A 19094-nucleotide genomic window follows, 5' to 3' on the forward strand; every position below is an offset into this window, starting at 1 on the left:
CACTTCAACTATACGACCTTTCTTCTCCTTTGACAATGAAATTTTTTTCTGAATACTTTTCCTTTAAATACTATTGACATAAAAATCAGATAGACTTATAGTAAAAAAGAACCGATACTGATAATCATTATCACTAAAATATATTCTCAACTAAACGGAGGTTACATAATGGTCCGCCTATATACAGATGGCTTGAACATTGGATATAGTGAACGCTTGATTGTGAAAGATCTTAGTGTCCAGATTCCCGATAAGAAGATCACTACCATAATCGGCCCGAATGGCTGCGGAAAATCAACCCTTTTAAAAGCGATTACAAGAATTATTTCTCATCAATCAGGCACTGTCATTTTGGATGGGGAGAATATTTCAAAGGAAAATACAAAGATCCTCGCCAAAAAAATGGCTATTTTGCCGCAAACACCTGAAAGTGCAAGCGGTTTAACAGTTGGCGAACTGGTCTCATACGGCCGCTTTCCTTATCAGAAAGGCTTTGGCAGACTAACGAAAAAGGACTATGAAGTCATTGATTGGGCTCTTGATGTTACTGGAACGAAGGATTTCAAATTTCGCCCGGTTGACGCCCTTTCCGGCGGCCAGCGCCAGAGAGTCTGGATCGCGATGGCTCTTGCACAGGAAACAGACATCATTTTCCTTGATGAACCGACCACTTACTTGGATATGGCCCATCAGCTTGAAGTTCTCGAACTTCTCCAAAAGCTGAATCAGGAACAGGAGCGCACCATTGTGATGGTCCTTCATGATTTAAACCAGGCAGCCCGTTTTGCTGACCATATCGTTGCATTAAAGGATGGCGAAATTGTTAAATCAGGAAGCTACGAAGAAGTCATTACACAGGATGTCTTAAGGAAAGTGTTCAATATTGATGCTGTCATCGGACGCGATCCCCGCACTAACAAGCCAATGTGTATTACTTATAATTTATTAAAAGGAGAAAATCAACATGAAGAAACTATTGATCCCGTTTACGATCTTGCTGCTTCTGCTTATTAGCGCCTGCGGCAATACAGAGCAAGGAGAATCCAAAGAGGCTGAACCAAAAGAAGACAAAAAATCAGGCACCTTTACTTATGAATCTGAAACTGGGCCGGTTGAAGTTCCGGCTGACCCTAAGAGAGTTGTCCTCCTTTCCGGCTTTACAGGAAATGTAATGCAATTAGGCGTAAATATCGTCGGTGTGGACACATGGTCCAAGAATAACCCTCGTTTCGAAGAAGAATTGAAGGATGCTGAGGAAGTATCTGAAGATAACCTGGAAAAAATAATTGAATTAGAGCCAGACTTGATCATTGCATTATCTACTGTTAAAAACTACGATAAGCTGAAAGAAATTGCACCAACTGTAACGTATACATGGGGCAAATTAGATTATCTGGCACAGCATGAGGAAATCGGAAAGCTTCTTAATAAAGAAGACGAAGCAAAGAAATGGGTGGCCGACTTCAAACAGCGCGCTGAAACAGCTGGGGAAGACATCCGTGCAAAAATCGGAGAAGATGCAACAGTTTCTGTATTCGAAATCTTTGATAAACAGCTTTATGTGTTTGGCGATAACTGGGCACGCGGTACTGAAATCCTGTACCAGGCAATGGACTTAAAAATGCCTGAAAAAGTTAAGGAAATGGCTCTAAAAGATGGCTATTACGCTATTTCTGCAGAAGTCCTTCCAGAGTATGCCGGGGATTACATTGTGCTGAGCAAATACGCTGAAGCTGACCATTCGTTCCAGGAAACTGATACCTACAAAAACATCCCTGCTGTAAAAAATGATCGCGTCTTTGAAATGGAAGGCAATGGTGCTTCCTTTAGTGATCCAATTACACTTGATGCACAGCTGGAATTCTTTAAAGAATCATTTTTAGGAAAGTAATAACGCAGGAGGGATTCTTTTATTTGAGAATTCCTCTTTCCTATTTAGAAAAACGGCAGCACCTTGCCCCAGAAATGTATCAATTCTGTTATTATTAGAACAGCGCAAGGCTCCCGCCTGACAGCTGGAACTAGACAGTTTTCATAGTGTAAGTCAGATCTGATCCCATAAAGAAAGATGAGAGTACAATGACAAAAGATGCTCAACCCTTCATTCCATTTATCTATAAACTCGCTGCAGGCTTTGTTATTTTTGCCGGCATGTTTGTGGCTGCGTGTGTGTTTGGAGCTGCGGATGTCACGGTCAGAGATGTTTGGCTGGCCCTTACTTCCAATGCTTCCGGAGAAAAAATTTCGATTATTCGTGAAATCCGTCTGCCGCGTGAAATTGCTGCTATCTTCGTTGGAGCCGCGCTTAGCATTTCCGGGGCCATTATGCAGGGAATGACAAGAAACCCTCTTGCAGATCCAGGCCTGCTCGGTTTGACTGCTGGAGCAAATGCCGCACTTGCATTAACTCTTGTCCTCATTCCCTCAGCAAATTACATAGGGATTCTGGTCGCCTGTTTTATTGGTGCAGCGGTCGGTGCTGGGCTGGTTTTCGGCATTGGCGCCATGAAAAAAGGAGGTTTTTCTCCTATTCGGATTGTATTAGCAGGAGCCGCGGTTTCCGCCTTCCTTTTCGCAATAGCCGAAGGAGTCGGAATCTATTTTAAAATTTCAAAAGATGTCAGCATGTGGACTGCAGGGGGAATCATCGGTACATCCTGGAGCCAGCTGCAAGTGATTGTCCCTGTTATTTCCATTGGCATTCTTTTTTCTCTTTTTCTGTCCAAGCAGCTGACTATCTTAAGCTTAAATGAGGAAGTGGCAGTAGGGCTGGGGCAAAATACAACTCAGGTTAAGACCATACTTTTCATCTTAGTGACCCTGCTTGCAGGCGCATCAGTTGCACTGGTCGGAAATATGGCTTTTCTCGGGCTGATGGTGCCTCATATTGTCCGTGCTATTGTAGGTACAGACTACCGTTTTATTCTTCCCATGTCCGCACTTACAGGAGCCACATTTATGCTTCTGGCCGATACACTAGGGAGAACCATCAACGCTCCTTACGAAACACCGGCAGCTGCTATTATCGCCGTTATGGGGCTTCCTTTCTTCCTGTTTATTGTTCATAAAGGAGGTAAGGCGTTCTCATGATTCAGCCAGAGTTAGTAAAAAAACAGCGAATTTTAATGGCCGTGTTATCAGCACTCATTATTGTTACCATTGTGATTGGAATGGGTTTAGGCTATGCCTCCCTTTCATATGACCGATTGCTCCCGACTATTATGGGACAGGGCACATTTAAAGAAGAATTTGTGTTATTTTCCATTCGGCTGCCGCGGGTATTTATCACTGTCTTGGCCGGCATGGCACTTGCATTATCCGGTGCCATTTTACAAGGGATTACACGCAATGACCTGGCAGATCCAGGCATCATTGGCATAAACTCCGGTGCCGGAGTTGCTATAGCGGTTTTCTTTCTGTTCTTTCCGATTGAAGCTGGCACTTTCATATACATGCTGCCTTTATGCGCATTTTTCGGCGCTTTACTTACTGCAATCCTCATCTATGGTTTTTCCTATAAAAAAAGCGAGGGGCTTCAGCCTGTTAAGATGGTGCTGGTCGGGGTCGGATTTTCCATGGCGCTTTCCGGTGTCATGATTGTCCTGATTTCTTCAGCGGAAAGAGAGAAAGTCGATTTTATAGCTAAATGGCTATCAGGGAATATCTGGGGAACGGATTGGCCGTTCATTTGGGCACTCCTCCCCTGGCTTCTTCTGCTGATTCCATTTACTTTATATAAAGCAAATCGCTTGAATCTATTAAGCTTAAGCGAGCCTGTCGCCATCGGGATAGGGGTATCCATTGAAAAAGAACGGATCGTCCTTCTGCTTACAGCCGTTGCATTGGCCGCTTCAGCTGTGTCGGTAACCGGCGGAATTGCTTTTATCGGCTTAATTGCACCGCACATGGCTAAAGCGCTGGTTGGACCGCGGAATCAGCTTTTCATTCCGATTGCTATCCTTTTAGGAGGCTGGCTTCTCTTATTCGCCGATACGCTTGGCCGGAACCTGGTTGATCCTGACGGCCTGCCAGCCGGCATTATGGTTGCACTGATCGGTGCTCCTTATTTCATGTATTTACTGCTAAAAAAATAGCCGATTAAAAAGACGTGTTCGCACGTCTTTTTTTCTTTTTGGAATGTAATATAAATATATTAATTTCTTACAAACATGTTTCTTCATACTTTTTTCAGGGCAATAGATACAGTGTATATTTGGAAATCTATAGCATAGGAGGAATTTAGATGTTTTTTCATGTAAAGGAATTGCAATTCGAAGCTAAGCCGGAACGTCCGGATCCCGTTTTTGCCAAAAAGCTTCAGGAATTGATTGGCGGCCAATATGGTGAAATGACGGTTGCCATGCAGTACATGTTTCAGGGATGGGCAACTCGTGGGAATGAAAAGTATCGCGACCTTCTGCTGGATATTGGGACTGAAGAAATCGGACATGTGGAAATGCTCGCAACAATGGTTGCCAGACTAATGGATGACGCCCCTGTTAATCAGCAGGAAGAAGCAGCAAAGGACCCAGTGGTTGGAGCGATTATGGGCGGAATGAATCCGCAGCATGCCATTGTCTCCGGACTTGGTGCACGTCCGACTGACAGTGTAGGAAACCCTTGGATGGGTACCTATATTACAGCCAGCGGAAACCTATTAGCAGACTTTCGTTCAAACTTGAATGCAGAGTCACAGGGCCGGCTGCAGGCTGCACGTCTCTATGAAATGACTGATGATAAGGGCATTAAAGAGCTGCTTTCAGTTCTGATTGCCAGAGATGCCTACCACCAAAACCAATGGGCTGCTGCGATTGCGGAGCTTGAAGAAAAAGAAGGCCTGCTCGTCCCTAGCACCTTCCCTCGTGAGAAAGAACGCACAGATATCTCTTACACACTCTACAACCTATCAGCAGGCGAAGAAAGCAGCACAGGCAGATGGGCACAGGGCCCTGCTCTGGATGGCCAGGGAGAATACAAATATGTAAGCAATCCAAAGCCTGAAGGGGACAAGCCTATGCTCAAGCCTGCACCTCCAAATCTTCATAACACTTTACCAATGGATTAATAATAGATCTGACAAAACAGGCTGAAGCATCAGCCTGTTTTGTTATTTCAATCAAACGTTTGATTGAATTGGACAACGTTTTCTTCTTTAATTTCCATCCTCTCCATTGACTTCCTTCAAATTTTTTATATGATAAAACCATCTCACCATTAGATCATGAATGGAATAATAAATCTAAATTTTATTTTCCTTACATTCACTCTGAACATTAAGGTTACCCTCACAATAAAAGGGGAATGAAAATAAGTGATATACCGCCGGAAAGGATCTAGTTTGCATGATTTATTTTTTTACCGCCGCACTGATTTTATTTATTAGTTACGCAGTTCTGCCCACTGTACTCATACGATCGCTGAATTGGGGGATTGTAAAAGAAATAACCGAAACAAATTCCATTGCTTTAACCTTTGATGATGGCCCGGATCCCCAATATACAGCGAGGCTTCTGGATGTCTTAAAAAAGCATGAAGCAAAGGCAGCCTTTTTCGTTGTCGGGAAAAAAGCAGCCAAGCATCCATTGCTGCTAAAAAGGATGCAGGCGGAAGGCCATACAATTGGCATCCATCATTATCGGCATATCTCAAGCTGGATCCTTTCACCAGGATCTTTAAAAAAGCAGCTTGAGCAAACAAAAAAAATTATTGAAGAAACGATTAATGAAGAAGTCTATTTCTATCGTCCTCCATGGGGACACTTCAATTTATTTACCCTCTGGATGGCAAGGAAGTATAAGATTATTATGTGGTCAGGCATTTTCAAGGATTGGAAGATTAAGTATATCAGGGACACCCTTTCAGATTCGCTGGCAAAAGAAACCGTGCCTGGCCGGATTTTCCTTCTCCATGACAGCGGTGAAACTCTTGGCGCTGACTCCAGTGCACCTGAATGTATGATTGGCCATCTGGACCAATATTTGCAGCAGGCAAAACTAGAAGGAATCCATTTTGTTTCTTTAAAAGATGGATATCAGGGGCATCGCACATGAGTACTGAAACAATTATTGAATTTATTTCGTCCTACGGTTACTGGATCATCTTTTTATTTTTATTTTTCGGGATTGTCGGCATTCCCGCTCCCGAAGAATCGCTATTATTCCTAATTGGCGTGTTAATTGGAAATCATAAATTAAGCTTTGCCGAATCTGCTGTCTGTGCGGAAGCAGGTGTGCTGCTTGGAATGCTTTCCGCGTATTGGATCGGTAAAAAAGCAGGTACGCCCTTTCTCAAAAAATATGGCAGATACATTGGGATCACGGACAAGAGATGGAATACCGCCCAGAAAAAATACTTGGAAAATCATCGCTTTATGATTTTTGCGGGTTTTTATATGCCGGGAATACGACAGATAAGTCCTTACTTTGCCGGCATTTCAAAAGTTCCTTTTCATCAGTACCTTCTATATTCTGCAGCAGGCTCCCTTAGCTGGGTGCTCCCTATAATTGCCGCGGGATACTTTGCTGGAAGCTTATTCGATATTAATCCTGAATATGTGCCCTATCTAGGGATTGTGTTATTAATTGTATTCGCAATCTACATGCTCTTTAAGTATGCAAAAAATAAATCAAAGTGACAGAAAGGAGGGTATTATGAAAGTTCTGCTGCTCCCATTATTTCAATTCCCCACTGGACATTCAGAAGTTGCCAAAACGCTTCAAGACCGTATTCGAAGTCAATATCCTGATGCGGAAATCAAAATAGTCGACTTTCTTTCTTATTGCAGTGATAAGCTTGAGAAGCTGGTCTCAGGAATTTATTTAAAAGGTTTCCTGGGTGCCCCTTTCCTTTACAGGGCATTATATTACACCATTATGTATAAGCAGCATCCTTTTAAATTGCAGCCTGATTTACAGGTTCTATCCTATTATTTTGAAAGAAAAATGCAGAAGTTCCTTGATGAGGAAAATCCGGATTTGATATTTTGCACTCATTCTTTTCCATCTGGAATCATCAGTTCTCTAAAACAAAAGGGACGATACCGGGACATTACTGCGGTGAATGTTTACACGGATTTTTTTATAAATGATATTTGGGGAAAACGGGGAATTGATTTTCATTTCGTTCCTCATCCCGAGGCGAAGGAAAAGCTTATAAAAAAGCATCATATTCCTGCTGAGCAAATTTTTGTAACAGGCATTCCTGTTCATTCTGTCTATCACCTTCCGGTTCCATTTAAGAAAGAAAACCGGATACGTCATATCCTGGTTGCTGGCGGAAACAGCGGCTTAGTAAACTGTGATATTCTTGAAGCTATGCAGAAGGCTCCTCATATTCGATTTCTGGTTCTTTGCGGAAATAATGACGAATTATATAGGTCACTCCAGACACTGAATTTAAAGCAGATCGAGCCCATTGGATATATTGAAGACCCATATGAAATGAATCAGCTATATAATAAAGCAGATGCTATTTTGACCAAACCAGGTGGAGTTACTATTAGTGAAGCACTGCAAAAAAAACTTCCGATTCTGGTCCATACCTCCCTCCCCGGACAAGAGGAAATCAATTTGGACTATTTGCTTGAGAAAAACCTGGTGACTGTCATTTATGAAAAGCATATTGCTGAACAGCTAAATAATGAAGAAGCTATACTTAATCTAAGAAAACACATCGATTCTTATCTCGCAAAGGTCACTTGCCCATTGGATTATGCCATCTTCATTTCGATTAAAAGCACCGGCAGAAGTACGCCTGAAACTGTTCATTCTATTAGAGCCATCCCAACTTTAAAGTGACACTTCGACCAGCGGGGCTTTAGCGGCAGTATGACCCGATAAATAATTTACAGCCTGGAATCTCCAGGCTGTTTTCCATTTCAATCAAACGTTTGATTTATCAATCCTTCTTCATAAAGAATCTCCTCAATACCAGGAACATACCCTTGATCAGCCATGTCCTTCTCGCAGCCAACTGAAAAATAGGTATACGAATATTCATATCCTTCTCCCTGTACACCGCCTGATCCACCATGTGAAATACAGCTTTCTGGTATTGCTTCACGCTTCCCTTTTTCATCGGCATAATAGTACAAATCGTCAATATACCCTTCACTTTGCGGTAAAGAGGTAATGGCATATCCTCTATCATTCACCCGAAATACATCGTACTCCCCTTCTGTCTCTGGAACAGGAGCATTCTCTATTTCATGAACAATTCTCACCTGACCAGCATACCCTTTTGGAATCAGATAAAGGTCATGAGTTTTTTCTTCCAGATCTGCCTGCTGGAGCATCCAAAAGAACACTATCGGCAGGAGGCAAGCGGCAAGGAAACCTGCTGCATTCATGGTAACCTTCCTGCCCCCTGGCATCTCGCGGTCCCACTTCCTCCACTCATCTATTAAAAAGAAAAGCACCGCAGCAATAAATGCGTAGAAAGCAAACCCTTCCATAATAAAATAAGTGACTGCAGCCAAAAAGGTATGTATAAATGCAGCAGCCGGAAACCGCCATACTGCTAGATTTCTAGTAAGAAACTCAGAAAGCAGCGAAACTGGAACACCGTATATCACATTTCCGAAAAAGCAGTATAAAAAAACCATAACCAGGAAGAAGGAAAACAATCCCCCTTCAGAAAAGAAAAAGAGAAGCCAAAAACCAAAAGTAAAAAGAATGGAAGCCTGCAGGGCCGTTTTTAGTTTTAATCCCAGCATAAGAATTAATTAACCTCCTCTTTTTGTGAAAAGTTTCACATATATCATAGCATATATACATGGTTATTCCCATACTCACTATGATAACCTTTCATTTTCAACCTGCACAAAATTCTGCCAGGAGGGCCTGCTGCCTAACTAGCAGATCCTTCTTCAATCACCTCTATTGCCCACCTGATACCTTCTTCTGCCATTTTTTCCGGAGGGTTCGTGTGTGGAGTGTACTCCATGACAAAAAATACTTCCTCACATTCCTTTGCTAAAAAATCCATCAGTTTCTTAATTTTATGATGACTGCCATCATTCTCATGAGATGGATGCACAGGTACCCAAATATATTTATCGCCCTGGTATTCAACATTATGTAAATGAACGACTCTCACGAACTCGGTCCATTTTTCTATATATTTTATGGCCTTCTCGCCAGCGGCCAATATATAATCCCCGACATCAACACAAAGTCCGAGTCCGTATTTCCTCCATGTCTCTACAGAAAAACGGTCAAGATATTGAATTCCTGCTGGCGATTGTTTGAATCCCAATTTAGGTTCACACACAATCAAAATCCCATATTTCCTCTGGAGAACACTAAGTTTCTTGAGTCCCTCCTCAATGACCTCTGCCGGATTCCTGCTGGTTTCCTTTTTAAAGTAAGGGAAGTGCACCAATATGTATTCAGCCCTAAGCCGGGACATCCTTTCCACTTCCTCCTCAAACTGAATCCAGGCTTCCTCCGGATTCATACTGATCTTTTCCAGCAAATCATATTTGCTTTGCCCCCGGAAAAGAGGCGAATGAAGACCAAAGCTTTTGTTTGTATTGCCCAGCATTTCAATAAAGCAGCGAAAGGCTTCCTCATCTTGAAATTCGCCTATCTCTATATGCGGCAAATGACGTTTAAAAAGTTCATGAAACAGCTTGCTGTCAGACAAAATGACACTTCCCGATATCCCTATATGATGAGCCATAATATCCCCTCTTTTATGCATCTTTATAACAATCTTATCATATCTTCATGTAACTCATTGGAAAATAATTCCGTCTAATCATTAAAATACATGAGGAGACTTTTTATGATAAAAAAAGTGTTTGCTTTCATAATCGGAATACTGTTCTTATTCATTCTTTTTTTCCGAAATGGAATTATTCTGGATTCCATCGGCATTCATTTCGAAAGTCCTTTTGCAAAGAAAATAGCAGTGCCTTCTGATTATTCACAGGCCGATTCAAATCTAAACGGCATTGCCGATCCGCTAGATATGGTCCTGACAGCCAGAAAAGAAGTAGACCAGCGCACGCCATATAAAAGTGCCTACTATGCGGGAGGCTATCCGCCCGATGGCGAAGGTGTCTGTACAGATGTGATTTGGAGGGGATTCCAGGGGGCTGATGTAACCTTAAAGGATCTTATTGATCAGGATATCGCCGAGAATACGGACTTGTATTCAAGAGTGCAGGGCAAGCCTGATCCGAACATTGATTTTAGAAGGGTGCCAAACCAGAATGTCTTCTTTAGCCGCTTCGCAAAGTCATTAACAACTGAACTGAATCCAGGAGATGGTAAGAACCTTCAGCAATGGCAGCCGGGTGACATTGTGGTTTTCCTTTCTCCTAAATTCAACCATGTGGCAATCATATCTGACAAACGGACGAAAGATGGCATTCCATATGTTATACATAACTCCACACCATTTGCAGCAGAAGTAAAACTATCTTCTTTTAAGACTCCCATTACCGCTCATTACAGATGGGATTTTGAAAAAACGCCTGCACTGCCATAAAGCAGATGCAGGCGTTTTTCTTATCTGACTGCTGCAGGATTGCCCGCCGGCCACTCTTCGCAGGTATAAGACATCTCCCAGAAGCCAAGCTCCAGCTGGCAGCTTTTTCGGAAAGCATCCTTCATTCGCTGCCTTTCTTCCGGTGATGCCGCATCAGCAAGCTCATCCAAACGGTTCCTCATATTCATGGTCACAGCTTCGACCCTTAAATTTGCATAAAAAGAGATCCATGGATAAAACGGATGGTTCTCATCTGGCTCATATTGCTTCATGAGTTCAAGCCCAATCTCCCAATAAGTCCATGGACAAGGCAATAATGCAGCAAGGATCTCACCCATGCCGCCTGTGTGGGCATGATACATCATATGCTTAACATAATGATCAGCTGTTGGAGGGAGCGGATAGCCCTGCAATGCTTCGTAATCCACCCCAATCTGCTGGCAAAAATTATGGTGGGGATGTACTTCGCTGTTCAATACAAATTCTATTTGCTGATTAAAATAAGAAATATCCTTACGCTCTGCAGACTTTGAAATGGCAATCCCATAAATATGCATGAACGCATTCAGATACTCAAAGTCCGCTTTAATGTAATGGGCCAGCGCCTCTTTCGGCACGTCCCCTCTCCCGATACCCTGGACAAACGGGTGCTCAAATATCAGCTGAAACAAATCTTCATTTTCTTTGCGCAGAATCTCTGAAAAAGTCATAAAAAATAGCCTCCTTATTCATTACAGAAGCTGCCGGGGAAAAAGCATGAGGATATATAACGAGGTCCTCACTGCTTCCCTGCGCTGGCATTATCCAGATCAGGTTCCAAGGGACAAAGGAAAAGTTCCTTATCTCAGCCGTAGCGCCCCTAGCAGTTTTCTAACATTCTAATTGTTTTTTACCGATTTTCTAACTTGACGTTTTTCGCTCATAAATTTTGGATTTCGCCCATAACTCTTAAAAATCGCTCATAAAGTCAGATTGCTATGCTGCACTCCGCTTATCTGCTTACTCAACTAGCTTCGCCAGCCCAAAATCATCACATATTCTGAACCAAGTTCTTCTCTTTAACCTTTGCCAAAACCATCCAGCCTATGGACGCACCGGCAATGCTGCTGACCAGGAATGGCGGCACAAAGAAGAATGCCCCAGCTGAGCTCCCCATGAGAACCTTTGCAAAAGGTACTGCAAACAATGCACCAATTAAGCCGGTACCTACCACTTCTCCTACAGCAGCCCATATTTTCCGGCCGAACTTCAAATAAAGCACACCTGCCAAAAACGCACCGATCATGCCTCCTGGAAACGCAAGCAGCGTCCCGAATCCAAGCAAATTACGAAGCAGGCCAATCATAAATGCCACAGCTGCTGCAGGCAGGGGTCCAAGCGTCACCGCTGCCAATACATTCACCGCATGCTGCACCGGATAGGCCTTTGCTATGCCTGCCGGAAACCAGAGCAAATGGGAACCCAGTGTCCCAATTGCCACAAATAAAGCCATCGTAGTTAACAATCGGGTTCTGTTCATCTAAACCTCCTTTCTAAAGGGCCGCCTGATTGCTTATCAGGATGAGAAGTATGTATACAAAAAAGCCAGATTCCCATAAGGACCTGGCTTGGTTTAAGTATATGAATTGACATATAGTCAAATCCTACTTCCCTCCGCTGGCATTAACCAGATCAGGTCCATAAGAGTCAGAAAGCTATAACGCGCTTTCCTCTCAGCCCGCACATTCGGGGCACCCCTAGTAGTTGCATAGATATTTAGTTTGATAAGCTATCTCAAGCTTATCAAATTATTCCGGCACTGTCATCAATCTTTTTGCTTAAATACTTTTTTTGATGCAATGTATTAAGAACTCTTCAATTTATGCTCCGAAACTATCGAACCAGCTGCAGACCCGCTACCTCCTTTAGGCTCCCCACCCCTGCCAGAGAAAGCGATACTTTCGTTTCTTCTATAAAGTTGGCAATCACCTTTTCAACCCCAGCCTGCCCGCCAATGGCCAATCCGTACACATATGGCCGCCCCAGGCAAACTGCGTCGGCTCCTAATGCCAGTGCTTTGACCACATCGGATCCTCGGCGAATGCCGCTGTCAAACAATACTGGAATCCGCCCCTTGACTTCCTTCACGATCGGTCCAAGCGCATCAATCGCTGCAATCACTCCATCAAGCTGCCTTCCGCCATGATTGGAAACGATGATTCCGTCTATCCCTTTTTCAACAGCCAGCCTGGCATCTTCCGGATGGAGAATGCCCTTTAATAGAATCGGCAGACTTGTTTTCTCTTTTAGCCTTGCAATATGCTCCCAGCTCAATGTCGGATGATGGATATTATCAAGGATTCCCTGAACTACATCCCCGTCATGGAGAGAGGCCATAAAGACTGGGTCGCTCTCATAGTTTGCTTTTCCATAGCCAAGCTTTAACGGTGAAAAATTGTTTCTTAGATCCGCTTCCCTCCATCCCATCATCACCGTATCAACAGTTAACACAATGGCTTCATAGCCGGATTCCTCCGCTCGCCGCACCATACTGAACGCAGCATCTTCATAATTGGACCAATATAATTGGAACCATTTTGGGCTCGCGCCTGTTGCATTAGCGATTTCTTCAATGGAATAACTGGATACAGTGCTTTGGATAAAAGGAATTCCAAACGCAGCTGCCGCCCGGGCAGATGCAAGCTCTCCCTCACTGTGTTCAAGGCGCTGCATTCCAATCGGTGCCAGGAAAACTGGATAAGGATACGTTCTTCCATATAAATTCACACTTATATCCGGCACTGAAACATCCCTCAGCATTCTCGGTACAATTGAGTATTTTGCAAAGGATTCTATATTCTTTTTCAGCGTTTCTTCTCCGCCGGCTCCTGATTGGACATAGCCAAATCCGCCAGCTCCCATTACTTTCTCTGCTTCTTCTTCCAGTTCCTTAAATGAAATAGGAAAGTTTTCCGCGAAACTAATATTCTCTACTTTTGCCATATTCCAGCCCCGCCTTTTTTGAATTTATTGAAAATAATAACACTTTTTTGGATTTTAAGAAACCATCTAATAAAATCATAGATTCACAGGAATGCAGCCTTTCCTATATAAATTAGCTGCAATAAGCAGGGATTTAATTAAAAATCGTGAATAAACATTTTAACCTTAATGAAATTGGAGTGTGCAAAATGCTAATCAAACAGCCTTTTGATGAATTTCTGAAATTCCATTACGAAAGAATCAGTGAAAGCAATATGAAAGTGACTTTGCCAATCCAGCCGCTCTTTATTAACAGCGCGGGGCTGGTTCATGGAGGCATCATTTCCACTCTTGCGGATGTAGCGATGGGGAATATTTTCGAGCCGGATGAAAACCAGATGCAATCCGTGGTGACAGCTGATTTAAAGGTCACTTTCCTAAAGGGGGCGACAGGTGAATTTCTTCTCGCCAATGCTCACCTTGTGAAAAGAGGGCGCACCCTTAACCACACAGACTGCCTGATTTATAACGACCGGGATCAGCTGGTTGCCAAAGCATCGGGAATCTTCGCATCTATCTGAGTGATTATCCTATCGTTGCCTGAATAGTTTCACTGACAGCGATAGGAGGAACCATTTAAAGCTTACGGACAATCCTTGTAGTTTCTTTTCTTCTTCTTTTTATAAAAGTGAAATACACTGTAAAATACCCCTATCAAAACCGAAACGACTAATAAAAGCTGTGAGCCAGATAGAGATAATGCATTGGCCAATGAAAGAGAGTAAGCCAGCAGCAAGGATGTTGCCATTTTGGAAATAGACGCAATTCCCAGGAACTTTTTAAATGAAACACCACCCATTCCTGCTCCAACACAAATGATCTCATCTGGCAATATCGGAATAACAAACAGCAGCATTAGTATGGTGTTTTCATTTTTCTCCATGTATTTTTGGTATTTGATCAGATGCCGCTCCTTTATAAACCGGGATACAAGCTTTAATCCTCCTATCCTTGCAGTCAAGAACATAACAATAATCCCTGATAGTGTACCTGTGAATCCAAGAAAGGCAGCTGCAGCCGGACCGAAAACGGCACTTCCGGCAGGAAGTGTTACGGCTTCAGGAAGCGGCAAAAGAATGGGCTGTAAAAAGCAAACCAAGAAAAAGATGAACTTGCCCTCGGCTTCATATTCCCTAAGCATTCTCTCGAACCCATATGCATCAGTCAGAACAACTATCTTTGTTAAATAAAAGGTAATAAAAACTATTAACAGCAGACTGAACATATAAATCAGTGCCAGTCTGCTGTATTTCAATCGTGAGAACTTGCCTGCAGCAAAAAAGTAAAAATCCATCACTAATATGGCAGCCATGCCTGCAATCATAACCCATTTATAAACGGGCAAAAGTGTCGGCATTAAATTAAGCAATATATGCGATGCTATTAAAATGATAAGTCCATGAAAACCAACCTCAATTTTTCCATTCATACATTTTCCCCTCTTGCTTTTCTTAACTATAGTGTAGAAAAGAATACAAGGAGGTTAAAGCTCCCTTAGCATTAAAATATTCTAAGGCCAGAGACTTAAATATAAAAAAAGCAGGACTGATCCTGCTTTTTTAATACTCTATCTCATCATAATCCTTAGGCTGCGGAACCGGCTGTTCCCCTTTATATTTTCCAAACTCATTGACAAGTTCCCTCTCTTCCTTTGGGCCTTGTGTCTGTTCTTTATTTTGCTCATCTTTTCTGGTCAATTCACTTGCTCCTTCCTTATAGTTCTCTAAATTAATATGTACCAATCCTTGCATTTCACGCATATATAGAAGGATTTTTCAGGCCCTTTGTAAAATAGGTAAAACATCAATTGAAAGGAAGGACTAATATGTTGAATCCCATAAAACAAGATTGGATCCTAATGGAAAACTACTGGGTGCATACAACGTGATTAATAAAAGTTAATAAGAAAACTAAGCCCCAAGCCCTATCCCAATTTACTGCTCAAGCTGATAGGGACCGCCTTTTTCCCTTGCTACACTTATAAAGTGATTTAACAAGGAGGGAAAAAGGTTGAAAAAGATGGGAACAAAAGCAGCCAGATGGCTAAAAATTCTTCATATCGTTCTGGCTTCCTTATTTTTCGGAGGGATCATGAGCTCACTCGTTTTGAATTTCAACATGAAGTTAGCTGCTTATGATCAAACATTGGACATGTACCAAAACGTGGTGGCTATCAGCGACTACATTGTGCGCACTGGTGCTGTCGGCACATTACTAGTGGGCATTATTTATGGCTGTTTTACAAATTGGGGGTTTTTCAAGCACAGATGGCTAACAATTAAATGGATTTTATTTATTATCCAAACTATTGTCGGCATTACAATTGTTGATGAATTAATGGTGGAAAATCTGGCCCTGCTTGAAGCAGAAGGCAGTAAGGCGCTGACAAATCCTGTTTTCATAGATAATCATACTGTTCGCCAGTATGCCGTCTACTTTCAAATTGCAGTCACCCTTTTCATTTTTGCAATATCCGTCTTGCGTCCGTGGAAAAAGAAAAGGCAAAAATAAAGCTGGCAGTCCATCCCGACTATCATTTTTAAACCAAGCATTTCAATCATACTCTTAATTAATAAGAAGGAGATTCCCATGGTAAAATTAGAACCTTTTACAGAAAAAGATTTCGATTTGCTCATCAGCTGGATCAGCACACAGGAATTAATGGTTCAGTGGAGCGGTGCCCATTTCAAATTCCCGCTTGATCATGAGCAGCTTGCTAAGTATATAAGCTCAGCGAATCTGGAATCCAGCACGGAATATATCTACAAAGTTATGGCAAACGATGAAATCGTCGGTCATATTTCCCTTGGCAGAGTTGACCGTGTCAACGAAACTGCTAGGATTGGCAAGGTTTTCATCTGCCCCGCAGCACGGGGGAAAGGGTATGCTTCAGAAATGATTCATCAAATCCTGAACTTAGCGTTCCAAGAGCTGAAATTAAATAGAATCAGTCTTGGGGTTTTCGATTTTAACCTGCCTGCTATTAAGATTTACGAGCAGGCAGGTTTCCAAAAAGAAGGACTTCTCAGGCAGACCAATAGAGTTAGAAATGATTATTGGAACTTGATAGAAATGAGCATCCTGAAAGCTGAATGGCAGGCCAGCGCCGGGCTCAGGGGTATTCAATCAAACGTTTGATTGAATTATCCTCTACATAAAAAAAACAGGGCGGATATACTCCGCCCTGCTTGATTTAGCTTGCTTTTTCTTCAGCTGGCACTTCCTGTTTTTCCTTGGAGAGGAACCATCCAGCTAGTGCTATTCCAATTAAGACTACATAGAAAGTAACTTTCCATTCGGTCGACTTGGCAAATCCTTCAGGCAGGATCGCCAGCGCCGGATGGGACATTGTATAGACAGCCAGTTTAACACCAACCCAGCCGACAATACCAAATGCTGCAACCTCAAGTCCTGGCCTCCTGTGAAGCAGATCTACAAAGAGGTTTGCAGCAAAACGCATAATGATCAATCCGATCATACCGCCGGCAAAGATGACAAAGAACTTTCCGCCATCAAGCCCCCCTACATGGCCAAGTCCTGAATCCGGAAGAGCCACGGCCAGAGCGACCGCTGCCAGAATGGAATCTACAGCGAATGCTATATCAGCCAGTTCAACTTTAAAAACTGTCAGCCAAAAACCAGATTGTTTCTTTTCCTTCGTTATTTCTGCCTCTTCCTCGCCTTTTTTCACAAGGAACTTTCTTAATATGTGATTAGCCGCGATAAACAGAAGGTATAGCGCTCCAATGGCTTGAACCTGCCATACATCTACTAAATATGAAATCGCAAATAACGATCCAAAGCGGAAAACAAACGCTCCAGCCAACCCGTAAAATAAAGCCTTCTTCCTCTGCTCCTCAGGAAGGTGTTTAACCATAATCGCCAGGACCAGCGCGTTATCAGCAGCCAATAAACCCTCCAGCGCCACAAGCAGCAGCAATACCCATCCATACTCAAGTATGAGTGATAATTCCATCTAAACACCCTCCCTTATTTCACCTTTGTGTATTTTTCGTCTAAACGTTTTTCAATTTTAGCCAGCAATTCCTGATCTCTCAGCAGCTCTTCTTTGTTTTTCTTAATTAATTCTGCAAATGATACTTTTGCTTTTTTCATCTTGGTCTCCTTTCCTTCTATTTTTTAAGTATTGAAAGCTTCGCACTGTTTCCCTGCAGTTATGTCGATTGAGGATTTCCATTGCCAGGCTATATCAGGCAATAAAAAAACCTCTACCAGCAAGCGGTAAAGGTTTTAAAAAACAAAAAGACCTTTACCCGAAACAGGCAAAGGTCTTGCTAACAACGTTAAGGTTGCCAACAAAGCCGGGAGCTCTTAACTCCGAAATGACGACTCTGCTGTAAAAGCTACTCCCCTTTAGGAGAAACTATTCAACTATACGTTAATCATATTCTATTTCACTAAAGGTGTCAACCCTTATGCAAATCTGTAATAAATCAGAATGAATGTCGCAAGGATGAAAATAAAGTTCAGGAAAACAAATACAAATTGATCAGCCTTGGTTTTATGAAGCTTAATAGGCGGGTTATAGAAAGACACTCCTTCAATGATGAAGATAATCAGCACAATATGAATCATAAAATGGCCAATTACTTCTGTCATTCCAAAGAGCATCGTGGTTGTAATAAAAATAACCGTCACCACGAAGCCAACTGCCCGGTTAAGGATCCCTACCACCAGAAGGTAACCGACAACAAACTCAATGAAAGCAGCCATAACAACGAATGCAGCCGGTGCAAAGCCGAATGTGGGAACTCCATGATTGGCTACAATATCGAGAGACATGCTTGGATATACCCATTTTTCAACAGCAACCCAGCATAAAGATAACCCTGTACCTAAATACAGAAATGGAAATCCAACCTGCTCAAGCTTCGTACTGCCGACCAGCAAGACTCCTATAATGGCAACATAATATCCATAATCAAGCATATGGAAAATGCCATTCTGTAGGGTAACGTACACAAATAGCCCCAATAAAATAACGGCTCCGGCCTTTGTAGAGATGTGATGGGGAATAAGCAGAAAGCCAATAACTGCCCAAGTTAGAATCATTGCAATCGTATTGGTTAAATGAAATTCAGGGGCAAATATAGTTCCATTCGTCACCTGAATTATTAATGCTGCAGCTGTACCATACTTAAGGATATACCTGCTGTATTTGCGGAATCCTGAGAGCCAGTCATCCATCATTTTAACTTTGCCCCATTCCGCTGTCCTTGGGATAATCAATGTCAGCATCGCAAGTACAATCGCAGCTGTCAGTGCAAGTCCCATAAATAAAGGTGATAATATATTTTCAATCGTTTCCTTTTGAGGCGTCACATTCGTGAACCATTTCACATGTGCGCTCGCAAAAAAAGGCGTCATGGCAAAACCTGCTATAAATAAAAACTGGAATATTTTTTTCATGATGATCTTGCCTCCCTGATGGCATTTTAGGTAAACAATATAAGTACAGTATTAATATATTATACTTTTCATTCCAGAGGATTATTCAAAAGTGAATTTTATGTGAAATATTTCACATATGATCCGTGAAAAAATACAGACGAACATAT

The 19094-nt window shown here is 42.3% G+C and carries 22 protein-coding genes and 2 riboswitches; of the genes, 12 read left to right on the forward strand and 10 right to left on the reverse strand.

Annotated features, from left to right (window positions below; all coding sequences use genetic code 11):
* The first annotated feature begins 168 nt into the window (after positions 1 to 168).
* The 8 genes from JI665_RS24875 to JI665_RS24910 all read left to right on the forward strand — a co-directional run bounded on the left by JI665_RS24875 (position 169) and on the right by JI665_RS24910 (position 7796).
* Complete coding sequence (locus JI665_RS24875) at positions 169 to 1014, forward strand: ABC transporter ATP-binding protein (RefSeq protein ID WP_206845279.1); 846 nt, start codon at positions 169 to 171, stop codon at positions 1012 to 1014.
* Positions 965 to 1891: an iron-hydroxamate ABC transporter substrate-binding protein gene (locus JI665_RS24880; RefSeq protein ID WP_206845283.1), complete on the forward strand. Its 927-nt coding sequence runs from the start codon at positions 965 to 967 to the stop codon at positions 1889 to 1891. Before JI665_RS24875 ends, JI665_RS24880 begins: the two co-directional genes overlap by 50 nt.
* A 188-nt stretch (positions 1892 to 2079) precedes the next feature.
* Entirely contained in the window at positions 2080 to 3090 is a 1011-nt protein-coding gene (locus JI665_RS24885; protein WP_206845284.1) for a FecCD family ABC transporter permease, read from the forward strand.
* Positions 3087 to 4094: a FecCD family ABC transporter permease gene (locus tag JI665_RS24890; RefSeq protein WP_206845285.1), complete on the forward strand. Its 1008-nt coding sequence runs from the start codon at positions 3087 to 3089 to the stop codon at positions 4092 to 4094. The genes JI665_RS24885 and JI665_RS24890 overlap by 4 nt, the downstream gene beginning before the upstream one ends.
* A gap of 149 nt (positions 4095 to 4243) precedes the next feature.
* Positions 4244 to 5065 carry a manganese catalase family protein gene (locus tag JI665_RS24895; RefSeq protein WP_206845287.1) on the forward strand — a complete coding sequence of 274 codons (822 nt, stop codon included), beginning with the start codon at positions 4244 to 4246 and terminating at the stop codon, positions 5063 to 5065.
* A 277-nt stretch (positions 5066 to 5342) separates the two neighbouring features.
* Positions 5343 to 6050 (forward strand): polysaccharide deacetylase family protein, encoded by a 708-nt coding sequence (locus tag JI665_RS24900; RefSeq protein ID WP_206845289.1) that lies wholly within the window; start codon positions 5343 to 5345, stop codon positions 6048 to 6050.
* Complete coding sequence (locus tag JI665_RS24905; RefSeq protein ID WP_206845291.1) at positions 6047 to 6634, forward strand: DedA family protein; 588 nt, start codon at positions 6047 to 6049, stop codon at positions 6632 to 6634. Before JI665_RS24900 ends, JI665_RS24905 begins: the two co-directional genes overlap by 4 nt.
* A 16-nt stretch (positions 6635 to 6650) precedes the next feature.
* Positions 6651 to 7796, forward strand: a complete 1146-nt coding sequence (locus JI665_RS24910; RefSeq protein WP_206845292.1) for an MGDG synthase family glycosyltransferase — start codon at positions 6651 to 6653, stop codon at positions 7794 to 7796.
* 80 nt (positions 7797 to 7876) lie between these two features.
* Here JI665_RS24910 and JI665_RS24915 read toward each other — a convergent pair whose 3' ends face one another.
* Positions 7877 to 8713: a DUF6843 domain-containing protein gene (locus JI665_RS24915; protein WP_206845294.1), complete on the reverse strand. Its 837-nt coding sequence runs from the start codon at positions 8711 to 8713 to the stop codon at positions 7877 to 7879.
* A 134-nt stretch (positions 8714 to 8847) separates the two neighbouring features.
* Positions 8848 to 9681, reverse strand: a complete 834-nt coding sequence (locus JI665_RS24920) for a TIM barrel protein (RefSeq protein WP_206845296.1) — start codon at positions 9679 to 9681, stop codon at positions 8848 to 8850.
* A 105-nt stretch (positions 9682 to 9786) separates the two neighbouring features.
* Between JI665_RS24920 and JI665_RS24925 the strand changes: the two genes are divergently transcribed.
* Entirely contained in the window at positions 9787 to 10494 is a 708-nt protein-coding gene (locus tag JI665_RS24925; protein WP_206845298.1) for a DUF1287 domain-containing protein, read from the forward strand.
* 20 nt (positions 10495 to 10514) lie between these two features.
* Here JI665_RS24925 and tenA read toward each other — a convergent pair whose 3' ends face one another.
* The 3 genes from tenA to JI665_RS24940 all read right to left on the reverse strand — a co-directional run bounded on the left by tenA (position 10515) and on the right by JI665_RS24940 (position 13476).
* Positions 10515 to 11204 carry a thiaminase II gene (tenA, locus tag JI665_RS24930; protein WP_206845301.1) on the reverse strand — a complete coding sequence of 230 codons (690 nt, stop codon included), beginning with the start codon at positions 11202 to 11204 and terminating at the stop codon, positions 10515 to 10517.
* Positions 11205 to 11263: 59 nt separating this feature from the next.
* Positions 11264 to 11365, reverse strand: a riboswitch (TPP riboswitch).
* 159 nt (positions 11366 to 11524) lie between these two features.
* Complete coding sequence (gene thiW, locus JI665_RS24935) at positions 11525 to 12013, reverse strand: energy coupling factor transporter S component ThiW (protein ID WP_206845303.1); 489 nt, start codon at positions 12011 to 12013, stop codon at positions 11525 to 11527.
* Positions 12014 to 12125: 112 nt separating this feature from the next.
* A riboswitch (TPP riboswitch) is annotated at positions 12126 to 12242 on the reverse strand.
* A 124-nt stretch (positions 12243 to 12366) separates the two neighbouring features.
* Positions 12367 to 13476: an alpha-hydroxy-acid oxidizing protein gene (locus tag JI665_RS24940; protein WP_206845306.1), complete on the reverse strand. Its 1110-nt coding sequence runs from the start codon at positions 13474 to 13476 to the stop codon at positions 12367 to 12369.
* Between the two features lie 188 nt (positions 13477 to 13664).
* Between JI665_RS24940 and JI665_RS24945 the strand changes: the two genes are divergently transcribed.
* Positions 13665 to 14036: a PaaI family thioesterase gene (locus JI665_RS24945; protein WP_206845308.1), complete on the forward strand. Its 372-nt coding sequence runs from the start codon at positions 13665 to 13667 to the stop codon at positions 14034 to 14036.
* A gap of 62 nt (positions 14037 to 14098) precedes the next feature.
* On the opposite strand, the gene JI665_RS24950 is transcribed toward JI665_RS24945, so the two are convergent.
* Both JI665_RS24950 and JI665_RS24955 read right to left on the reverse strand, forming a co-directional pair.
* Complete coding sequence (locus tag JI665_RS24950; RefSeq protein ID WP_206845310.1) at positions 14099 to 14944, reverse strand: TVP38/TMEM64 family protein; 846 nt, start codon at positions 14942 to 14944, stop codon at positions 14099 to 14101.
* A 130-nt stretch (positions 14945 to 15074) separates the two neighbouring features.
* Positions 15075 to 15212 (reverse strand): hypothetical protein, encoded by a 138-nt coding sequence (locus JI665_RS24955; RefSeq protein WP_206845312.1) that lies wholly within the window; start codon positions 15210 to 15212, stop codon positions 15075 to 15077.
* Between the two features lie 322 nt (positions 15213 to 15534).
* On the opposite strand from JI665_RS24955, the gene JI665_RS24960 reads away from it, so the two are divergent.
* Both JI665_RS24960 and JI665_RS24965 read left to right on the forward strand, forming a co-directional pair.
* Entirely contained in the window at positions 15535 to 16026 is a 492-nt protein-coding gene (locus JI665_RS24960) for a DUF2269 family protein (RefSeq protein ID WP_244671319.1), read from the forward strand.
* Between the two features lie 78 nt (positions 16027 to 16104).
* On the forward strand, positions 16105 to 16653 hold the full coding sequence (locus JI665_RS24965) for a GNAT family N-acetyltransferase (RefSeq protein ID WP_206845317.1): 549 nt from the start codon (positions 16105 to 16107) through the stop codon (positions 16651 to 16653).
* Between the two features lie 55 nt (positions 16654 to 16708).
* Here the strand turns inward: JI665_RS24965 and JI665_RS24970 are convergent, their stop codons facing one another.
* The 3 genes from JI665_RS24970 to JI665_RS24980 all read right to left on the reverse strand — a co-directional run bounded on the left by JI665_RS24970 (position 16709) and on the right by JI665_RS24980 (position 18945).
* Positions 16709 to 17491, reverse strand: a complete 783-nt coding sequence (locus JI665_RS24970) for a TerC family protein (protein WP_206845320.1) — start codon at positions 17489 to 17491, stop codon at positions 16709 to 16711.
* A 14-nt stretch (positions 17492 to 17505) separates the two neighbouring features.
* Positions 17506 to 17631, reverse strand: a complete 126-nt coding sequence (locus JI665_RS24975; protein ID WP_197204417.1) for an FbpB family small basic protein — start codon at positions 17629 to 17631, stop codon at positions 17506 to 17508.
* A 318-nt stretch (positions 17632 to 17949) separates the two neighbouring features.
* Positions 17950 to 18945, reverse strand: a complete 996-nt coding sequence (locus tag JI665_RS24980) for a hypothetical protein (protein WP_206845323.1) — start codon at positions 18943 to 18945, stop codon at positions 17950 to 17952.
* Positions 18946 to 19094: the final 149 nt, after the last annotated feature.

Source organism: Bacillus sp. NTK034 (genome assembly GCF_017303275.1).
Taxonomy (GTDB): Bacteria; Bacillota; Bacilli; order Bacillales; family Cytobacillaceae; genus Cytobacillus.